This is a genomic window from Rhizobium giardinii bv. giardinii H152, assembly GCF_000379605.1.
GTDB classification, from domain to species: domain Bacteria; phylum Pseudomonadota; class Alphaproteobacteria; order Rhizobiales; family Rhizobiaceae; genus Pararhizobium; species Pararhizobium giardinii.
In genome coordinates, this window is sequence record NZ_KB902680.1 from 484761 (window position 1) to 492704 (window position 7944).

A 7944-nucleotide genomic window follows, 5' to 3' on the forward strand; every position below is an offset into this window, starting at 1 on the left:
CCAAAGGAGAGGCCTAAAGCATTGAAGCTATTGATTTATCTGGTGAATACCAGCGATGATTGGTGCCCCATGCCGGAATCGAACCAGCACTCCTTTCGGAACTCGATTTTGAGTCGAGCGCGTCTACCAGTTCCGCCAATGGGGCACGGATACCGTCGAGGTAGCAAAAAGCGTGTACACGAACCGTTTCGCGCCGGTCAACCGGGATTTTGAGGATCGGGCCTGCCGGAATCACAAAACTGTGCGCTTCGCAGGCGCAGCACATCATTTACAGCATCGGCAATCCTGCCTAAAAGGCTTCGAGATTAACAGGAAAGCCCGCATGCTTCGTAGCCTTTACGACTGGACAATGTCGCTCGCCGCCCGGAAATCCGCTGAAGTCTGGCTGGCGGTCATAGCGTTCGTCGAAAGCTCCGTCTTCCTCGTTCCTGCCGACGTGCTCTACCTGCCGATGGCGCTCGCCCGACCGGAGCGCGCCTGGCGCTATGCTTTGGTTGCGACGGTCGCGTCGGTGCTCGGCGGTATCGCCGGCTGGTATATCGGCCACTACGCCTTCGAGACGCTGGCACGGCCCATCCTGCAGTTCTACGGCAAACTGGAAGCCTTCGAACAATTGAAGGCATCGGTCGGGTACGAGACGCTGGTACTGCTCCTGGTAACGTCGGGCCTTGCGCATCTGCCGCCGATCAAGGTGGTGACGATCCTTTCCGGCGCTGCCAACATCAATCTCGGCCTGTTCATCATCTCGGCGATCATCGCCCGCGGCGCACGCTTCTTCGTGCTCGCCTGGCTGCTGCGCCGCTACGGCGAGGAAATCCGGCATTTCATCGAAAAGCGGCTGGGCATGCTGGCGGCGGCCGTTGCCGGCCTGCTGATTGCCATGTTTGCCGCCTATCGTTTCCTTGCCTGAGACGCCAATGGAGCTTTCCTTGAGCCCTAGCCCGACACAGCCGGTCCGCGGCCTTGCTGCCTCCCTTATCGCCACGTTCGGCATGGCGGCAACCGTCGGCGGCGCGCTCGCCTTCGAGCATATCGGCGGCTATATCCCCTGTGCGCTCTGCCTGATGCAGCGCACACCCTATTACTGGGGCATCCCGATCGGCATTCTCGCCATCGTGACATCGGTCGTGAAACTGCCGGTCTGGCTGACGCGGTCGCTGCTTTCGATCATCGGCATCCTGATGCTGGTCGGTGCCGGGCTCGGCGTCTATCACGCCGGTGTCGAATGGCATTTCTGGGAAGGGCCGGCTACCTGCGCGACCACGGCATCCGGCGTATCCTCGAATGTCGGCGACCTGCTCGGGGATCTCGACAGCAAGCACGGCCCCTCCTGCACGGATGCGGCGCTGCGCGTTCTCGGCCTTTCGTTCGCGGGATGGAACGTCATCGCCAGCCTCATCCTGGCTGCCATCGCCCTGCGCAGTGCCGCCAAGGCATAGGCAGCGTCAGCTTCGGCTTACGGTCCGGCCATCAAGGCTGCAGCTCGACATCCCAGTAGAGATAGTCCATCCAGCTGTCATGCAGATGGTTTGGCGGGAAGAGCCGGCCGTTGTTGTGCAGATCCTGCACCGTCGGGTGGAACGGCTTCTGGTGCGGGAACATGCCCGCCTGGCGCGGCAGCTTGCCGCCTTTGCGAAGATTGCAGGGCGAACAGGCGGCCACGACGTTTTCCCAGGTGGTCTGGCCGCCGCAACAGCGCGGAATCACATGGTCGAAGGTCAGGTCATCCGGCGAACCGCAATACTGGCACTCGAACCGGTCACGCAGGAAAACGTTGAACCGGGTGAAGGCCGGATGGCGCGACGGCTGCACATAGCTTTTCAGGCAGACGACGCTCGGCAGGCGCATGGTGAAGCTGGGCGAGGAAACCTGGTGGTCGTATTCTGCGAGGATATGCACACGGTCTAGAAAAACGGCCTTGATCGCGTCCTGCCAGGACCAAAGCGACAAGGGGTAGTAACTCAGCGGCCTGTAGTCAGCGTTCAGCACGAGCGCTGGAAGGCCGTGTGGTGAGACTGCAATCGTCAAGCCAGTATACTCCTGCTCGATTCGGCACCTGCACCTTCTATATTAGGCGCGTTGCGTCAGGATTGTGAAGCCAAAAGGAAAAAGGAAACAAAAGATTCGCTTTTTACCTTATGGCGCCACCGGCAGGCCGTCCCGGCGCATCTCGGTGGCATAATACGCCCAGAAAAGCCTCGCGGCGACACTGCGCCACGGAGCCCAGAGCTCCGTCAGCGAATCAAGCTCGCGCGCCGAGGGTCTGACCTCCAGTGTCAGCGCATGGCCGACGGCATTCTGCAGCGCCACGTCGCCGACAGGAAAGACGTCGGGATGACCGGCGCAGAACAACAGGTAGACCTCCGCCGTCCAGCGGCCGACCCCCTTGATCGAGGTCATTTCGCGAATGGCGGCGCTGCCGTCGATCTCGCAAATCGCCGCGAGATCGAGTTCACCGCGCGTTACGGCTCTTGCAACGGCGCGCAGAGCATCTGCCTTGGCGTGCGACAATCCGAGCTCGCGGCAATCCTCGTCGCTCGCCGCAAGGACCGTCTCGGCGGAGATGTCGCCGAGCTTCTCTTCCATGCGCCGCCAGATCGCCGCGGCGCTGGCCTTCGAGACCATCTGCGAGACGATGATATTGGCGATGCCGCGATAGCCGGGATCGGCGCGGCGCAAAGGCACCGGTCCGGCCTTGGCAACCACCGGCTCCAGTCGCGCATCGAGCATCACCAGCCCGTGCAACCCGGCGGCGATATCCTCATGCGTGCGGATGATCCGCATCTCCCACCCTCCAACGCAAAGCGGCGTCCACGCGATTCGCCACACAACGGAATTAAACGAATGGCCCGGCGCCTTCTTCCATGGCAAGGAGAAAGCATGAACGCGCCATTGCCAAAACAACCGGTCTTTCGATTCGCGCCGAGCCCCAACGGCCAGCTTCACCTCGGTCACGCTTTGTCGGCCATTCTCAACCATGACATGGCGAAGGCGACGAGCGGACGCTTCCTGCTGCGGATCGAGGATATCGATCTTACCCGCTGCACGCCGGAATTCGAAGCCGGGATTTTTGACGATCTCGGCTGGCTCGGATTGTCGTGGGAAACACCGGTGCGCCGGCAATCCGAGCATCTCGATCTCTACCGGCAGGCACTCGGCCGATTGATCGACCGGGGCCTGGTCTATCCCGCATTCCTGACGCGTGGTGCGATCAAGACCGCGGTTGCGGCGCTCGAAGCCAAGGGCAAGGCCTGGCCGCGCGATCCGGACGGCGCACCGCTCTATCCCGGTGAGGAGCGCAAGCTCTCCGCCGCCGGGTGGCAGAGGATGCTTGCCGGAGGCAAGCCGCATGCGTGGCGGCTCGACATGGACAAGGCAATTGCCGAGCTGGACGCGCCGCTGACCTGGCAGGAAACCGGCGCCGGCCCGAACGGCGAAACGGGCCAGATCACGGCCGACCCGGCCGCCTGGGGCGATGTCGTCCTGTCGCGCTCCGATGCGCCCTCAAGCTACCATCTCGCAGTCACGATGGACGATGCGCTGCAGGGTGTGACGCATGTGGTGCGCGGACGCGACCTCTATCACGCGACCGCGGTGCACCGGCTGCTGCAGCGATTGCTCGACCTTCCCGAGCCCGTCTACCATCACCACCGCCTGATCCCCGGGCCGGACGGGCGCAAGTTGTCGAAGAGCAACAAGGACACGGGGATTGCGGCTTTCCGGGAAGCCGGAAAAACGCCGGACGATGTTCGGGCGTTGATCCTATAGGATATTTTCCTTGCGGGTTTCCGCCGCCTGCGTCCCGCTTTCCTTCGTCCCCCTGAAGCTGCGCATCACCATGCGCTTGACCTTGTATTTCATGATCGCCGCATTGATCTCCGCGCCGATGATGAAGATGGCGCCGACGATGTAGAGGAAGACCAGCGCGATCATGATCGAGGCGAGCCCGGCATAGGTCGAAACATAGTTGGCGAAGGTGGCCAGATAGGAGGCAAAGACGTAGGCGCCGATCGACCAGGCAACCAGCGTCAGGATGATGCCGGGCAGCACATCGAGGATTTTCCGGTGTCCATCGGGCAACCACAGATGGCTGACAATCAGCCCGGCCGTCAGCATGACGAAGACGCCGGCAAGGCTCCAGCTGTCGAGCAGCGCCAGAAGATTGTTGAACCATGGCAGGTAGGTTCCGGCATAGCGGACGGCGAGCGGCACCGCCACCAGCAGGATGCTGACCATGGCAAGCACCAGGACGCCCGCCAGCACGAAACCAAGACTGGCCACACGCGTCTTGTACCACGGCCTGCTTTCGGCGACGCGGTAGGCGCGGTTGAGCGAGATCCGTAGCGCCTCGACGCCGTTCGAGGCGAAGTATGCGGCCGCCAGCACCGATACGGTCAGAAGCCCCCCGCGCGGGATGGTCAGCACCCGCACGACCTCGTCGGAGATCGGCTTGGCGATCGATTCGGGCCAGGTATCGAAGATGAAATGCACGGCGGTGGTGGCAAACTGGTCGGCGCCGAGAAAGCTGCCGAGCGCCGTGCCGAAAATCAGGAAGGGAAAGATCGCCAAAAGGGTGGAAAGCGCCACATGGCTCGCCATCGCCCAGCCGTCATCCTCGCTGAAATGCCAGACCGCGTCGAACACGACCTTCCAGGCTATGCGAATGAAGGCCGGCATTTCCTCTCCAGTGTTGCGCGATGCTGTTCGGATTGTAACCTGTTCATGAATATGGGAAACCGGGCGGTAATTTCTACAGGGTTCGAACAGAATGACCGACCGTCGCTCGATAATCGTCACCGGCTGCTCTTCCGGCATCGGCGCCTGGTGCGCCCGGGCACTCGCCAGCGACGGCTGGCGGGTGTTTGCGACTGTCCGGCGGGTGGAGGATCTGGGGCCACTGGAAAGCGACGGCATTGAAGCCTTCCTTATGGATTATACCAAACCGGACACCATATATTCTCTTGTAGAACAGGTGCTTGCCCGCACTGGCGGCAGGCTGGACGCGCTGTTCAACAACGGCGCCTATGGTCAGGCTGGCGCGGTCGAGGACCTACCGGTGGAAGCTCTTCGTCTACAATTGGAAACCAACGTCATCGGCTGGCACGATCTGACGCGGCAAGTCATCCCGGCCATGCGGGCGCAGGGCCACGGGCGCATCGTGCAATGCTCATCCATTCTCGGCATCGTGCCCTATCGATGGCGGGGCGCCTATAATGCGTCGAAATTCGCACTCGAAGGCCTGACGCTGACGATGCGCATGGAGCTTGCCGGAAGCGGCATCGAGGTGAGCCTGATCGAGCCCGGGCCGATCACATCGCGCTTCACCGCCAATGCGGTCGCCTATGTCGAGCGCTTCATCGACCTCAAGGGCTCGGTGCATGCCAAGGAATATGAACGGCAGATGCGGCGCCTGAAAGGCGAGAGCGGACCTGCCAGAGGCAAGCTGGAGCCGGATGCGGTCTATGCTGCGCTGAAACGCGCATTGACCGAAAGGAAGCCGAAGCCGCATTACATCGTGACGCAACCGGCCAAACAGGGCGCACTTCTGAAGAAACTGCTCCCGGCCGGTCTGTTCTATCGGATCATCGGCCGTCTCGGCTGACGGGAAAGACGAAGGTAATCACATGAACAGTTTTATGACCGGTCTGACGCTGCTCGTCATGGGCCTTGTCGTCATCGTTCTCATTCGCGGCCTCTTCAACATGCTGAAGGGCGGCGACGGCAATACATCCAACAAGCTGATGCAGGCGCGCGTGTTTCTGCAGGCGGTCGCGATCGTTCTGATCATGCTGACGCTGTGGTTCACCGGTGGCGGTCGCTGACAGATGGTGAAGCTCAACAAAATCTACACGCGGACCGGCGATGACGGCACGACGGGCCTGGCCGCCGGGCCGCGCCGGCTGAAAAGCGATCTGCGTGTCGAAGCCTATGGCACGATCGACGAGGCCAATTCCTTCATCGGACTGGCGCGCCAGCATACCGCCGAGCTCACGGCACTCGATGCAATGCTGATGCGCATCCAGAACGACCTCTTCGACCTCGGCGCCGACCTCTCGACGCCGGATACAGGCGCCACGCTCCCTTACGAGCCGCTGCGCATCATCGCGGCGCAGGTGACCCGGCTCGAAACCGAGATCGACGCGTTGAATGCCGACCTCGACCCGCTGCGCTCCTTCGTGCTGCCCGGCGGCAGCGGCGCGGCGGCGGCGCTGCACATTGCCCGCACGGTCGCCCGGCGAGCCGAGCGGCAGATGGTCGAACTGGCGCGGATGGAGGGCGAGGCCGTCAGTCGCGAAGCGCTCGCCTATATCAACCGCCTCTCCGATTTCCTCTTTGTCGCGGCGCGCTGGACGAACGACAAGGGCAAGTCGGATGTGCTTTGGGTTCCGGGAAAAAACAGGTAGCCTCGTGACGCTACCAGCCTACAGGGGATTTCATGTTCATACCGCTGCACGACGCGAATTCCCTGAAGCACATCAAGGTGCAGTATGTCACGATCAGCCTGATCATCGTCAATGTGGCCATGTGGCTGCTCACCGGGCCGCTCGTGGTGCCGGAGGCCTTTTCCAACGCCACCATCCTGGGGCTCGGCTACATTCCCGCCATCGCCTTCGATTATGCGCAACTGACACCCGAGCTCGTGCTGGTGCCGGACGAGGCCACCTACGTGACCTATGCTTTCCTGCACGGCGACTTCTGGCATCTGGCCGGCAATATGCTGTTCCTGTGGGTGTTCGGCGACAATGTCGAGGATGCGCTCGGGCATGTTCGCTACCTGATCTTCTATCTCCTGTGCGCTGCCGCCGGCGCCCTGACGCACGGCCTGGTCAACACGGCATCCGAGGCGCCGCTGATCGGCGCTTCCGGCGCGATCTCCGGCGTCGTCGCCGCCTATTTCCTCCTGCATCCGAAAGTTCGCGTCTGGGTGCTGGTGCTGTTTCGCATTCCGCTTCCGCTGCCCGCCTTCATTCCGCTCGCCTTATGGATCGGCCAGCAGTTCTTCATGCTCGTGGCGGATCCCGAGAGCGGCGTCTCGTGGGGTGCGCATGTCGGCGGCATCATCGCCGGGCTTATCCTGGTGGTCATTTTGCGACGCCGGGACGTGCCCCTGTTCGACCGTACGATCGTTACCCCGCGCGCCGTCCAGCATGTCGAGGCGACGCCCGCCATGCCATCGCCCATGCCAGCAGAAGCCACAAGAAAGCCCACGCCTTGGGGAAGACCGTCCTGAATGGTGTCCGGGACAACTGAAGGATGTCGGTTGAAAACAGGGCTTTAGCGTCAGTCGAGACGTCTTCCTTTGTAAAAGGGCCGCAAACTTCTGCCGTGCGATCACGATTCAATATTGACGCACACGTAAACGTAAGTATTTTTCCCGCTGCATTCTTTTGGCCGCGGGAGAGGCAAAGATTGTAATTGGAGAAAAAACGCGTATCGATGTCGCCAACCGACAATCAGGCACCTGCGTTAAAGCGCATTTTCTCGGCAAACGTCTTGTAAGGAAGGACACTATGAAAGTTCTTGTCACCGTGAAGCGGGTCGTCGACTACAACGTGAAGATCCGAGTGAAGCCGGATGGATCGGGTGTCGAGCTTGCCAATGTGAAGATGTCGATGAACCCGTTCGACGAGATTTCGGTCGAGGAGGCCTTGCGCCTGAAGGAGGCCGGCAAGGCGTCGGAAGTGGTGGTCGTCTCCGTCGGTCCGGCCAAGGCTGAAGAGACGCTGCGCACGGCGCTCGCCATGGGCGCCGACCGGGCGATCCTGGTCGAGACGGATGATCAGGTCGAGCCGCTCGCCGTCGCCAAGATCATCAAGGGCGTCGCCGAGGCCGAACAGCCGGGGCTGATCATCGTCGGCAAGCAGGCGATCGACGACGACAGCAACCAGACCGGCCAGATGCTGTCGGCCCTGCTCGGCTGGGCGCAAGGCACGTTCGCCTCCA

At 61.9% G+C, this 7944-nt stretch carries 11 protein-coding genes and 1 tRNA gene; 8 read left to right on the forward strand and 4 right to left on the reverse strand.

The genetic code is table 11. The features are described 5' to 3' along the window. Positions 1-60: 60 nt before the first annotated feature. Positions 61-145 (reverse strand) — tRNA-Leu (locus tag A3AY_RS0118155). Between the two features lie 177 nt (positions 146-322). Between A3AY_RS0118155 and A3AY_RS0118160 the strand changes: the two genes are divergently transcribed. Beyond that, positions 323-910 (forward strand): YqaA family protein, encoded by a 588-nt coding sequence (locus tag A3AY_RS0118160; RefSeq protein WP_018327090.1) that lies wholly within the window; start codon positions 323-325, stop codon positions 908-910. Between the two features lie 7 nt (positions 911-917). Beyond that, positions 918-1439, forward strand: a complete 522-nt coding sequence (locus A3AY_RS0118165) for a disulfide bond formation protein B (protein ID WP_018327091.1) — start codon at positions 918-920, stop codon at positions 1437-1439. A 31-nt stretch (positions 1440-1470) separates the two neighbouring features. On the opposite strand, the gene A3AY_RS0118170 is transcribed toward A3AY_RS0118165, so the two are convergent. Further along, complete coding sequence (locus tag A3AY_RS0118170) at positions 1471-2028, reverse strand: HNH endonuclease (RefSeq protein WP_018327092.1); 558 nt, start codon at positions 2026-2028, stop codon at positions 1471-1473. 108 nt (positions 2029-2136) lie between these two features. Continuing rightward, the gene (locus tag A3AY_RS0118175; protein WP_018327093.1) at positions 2137-2784 is read right to left on the reverse strand and encodes a DNA-3-methyladenine glycosylase family protein; all 648 of its coding nucleotides are present in this window, start codon (positions 2782-2784) and stop codon (positions 2137-2139) included. Positions 2785-2880: 96 nt separating this feature from the next. Here A3AY_RS0118175 and gluQRS point away from each other — a divergent pair, with 96 nt between their 5' ends. After that, positions 2881-3768, forward strand: coding sequence for a tRNA glutamyl-Q(34) synthetase GluQRS (gluQRS, locus tag A3AY_RS0118180; RefSeq protein ID WP_018327094.1), 888 nt, complete (start codon positions 2881-2883; stop codon positions 3766-3768). Here the strand turns inward: gluQRS and A3AY_RS0118185 are convergent. After that, entirely contained in the window at positions 3763-4677 is a 915-nt protein-coding gene (locus tag A3AY_RS0118185; protein ID WP_018327095.1) for a YihY/virulence factor BrkB family protein, read from the reverse strand. The two genes, gluQRS and A3AY_RS0118185, sit on opposite strands and share 6 nt — an antisense overlap. Before the next feature lie 91 nt (positions 4678-4768). Here A3AY_RS0118185 and A3AY_RS0118190 point away from each other — a divergent pair, with 91 nt between their 5' ends. The 5 genes from A3AY_RS0118190 to A3AY_RS0118210 form a co-directional block, all read left to right on the forward strand. Next, positions 4769-5602, forward strand: a complete 834-nt coding sequence (locus A3AY_RS0118190) for an SDR family oxidoreductase (RefSeq protein ID WP_018327096.1) — start codon at positions 4769-4771, stop codon at positions 5600-5602. 22 nt (positions 5603-5624) lie between these two features. Further along, complete coding sequence (locus A3AY_RS0118195; RefSeq protein ID WP_018327097.1) at positions 5625-5822, forward strand: twin transmembrane helix small protein; 198 nt, start codon at positions 5625-5627, stop codon at positions 5820-5822. Between the two features lie 3 nt (positions 5823-5825). Further along, entirely contained in the window at positions 5826-6404 is a 579-nt protein-coding gene (locus A3AY_RS0118200; RefSeq protein ID WP_018327098.1) for a cob(I)yrinic acid a,c-diamide adenosyltransferase, read from the forward strand. A 32-nt stretch (positions 6405-6436) separates the two neighbouring features. After that, positions 6437-7231: a rhomboid family intramembrane serine protease gene (locus A3AY_RS0118205; RefSeq protein ID WP_018327099.1), complete on the forward strand. Its 795-nt coding sequence runs from the start codon at positions 6437-6439 to the stop codon at positions 7229-7231. A gap of 280 nt (positions 7232-7511) precedes the next feature. Continuing rightward, on the forward strand, positions 7512-7944 hold a 433-nt coding region (locus tag A3AY_RS0118210), incomplete at its 3' end, for an electron transfer flavoprotein subunit beta/FixA family protein (protein ID WP_018327100.1).

What these genes read in the sequence shown, in the direction of transcription:
- A3AY_RS0118160 (WP_018327090.1), top strand. Translation starts at nt 323, where the DNA reads ATGCTTCGTAGCCTTTACGACTGGACAATGTCGCTCGCCGCCCGGAAA.
- A3AY_RS0118165 (WP_018327091.1), top strand. Translation starts at nt 918, where the DNA reads ATGGAGCTTTCCTTGAGCCCTAGCCCGACACAGCCGGTCCGCGGCCTT.
- A3AY_RS0118175 (WP_018327093.1), bottom strand. Translation starts at nt 2,784, where the DNA reads ATGCGGATCATCCGCACGCATGAGGATATCGCCGCCGGGTTGCACGGG.
- gluQRS (WP_018327094.1), top strand. Translation starts at nt 2,881, where the DNA reads ATGAACGCGCCATTGCCAAAACAACCGGTCTTTCGATTCGCGCCGAGC.
- A3AY_RS0118185 (WP_018327095.1), bottom strand. Translation starts at nt 4,677, where the DNA reads ATGCCGGCCTTCATTCGCATAGCCTGGAAGGTCGTGTTCGACGCGGTC.
- A3AY_RS0118190 (WP_018327096.1), top strand. Translation starts at nt 4,769, where the DNA reads ATGACCGACCGTCGCTCGATAATCGTCACCGGCTGCTCTTCCGGCATC.
- A3AY_RS0118195 (WP_018327097.1), top strand. Translation starts at nt 5,625, where the DNA reads ATGAACAGTTTTATGACCGGTCTGACGCTGCTCGTCATGGGCCTTGTC.
- A3AY_RS0118200 (WP_018327098.1), top strand. Translation starts at nt 5,826, where the DNA reads ATGGTGAAGCTCAACAAAATCTACACGCGGACCGGCGATGACGGCACG.
- A3AY_RS0118205 (WP_018327099.1), top strand. Translation starts at nt 6,437, where the DNA reads ATGTTCATACCGCTGCACGACGCGAATTCCCTGAAGCACATCAAGGTG.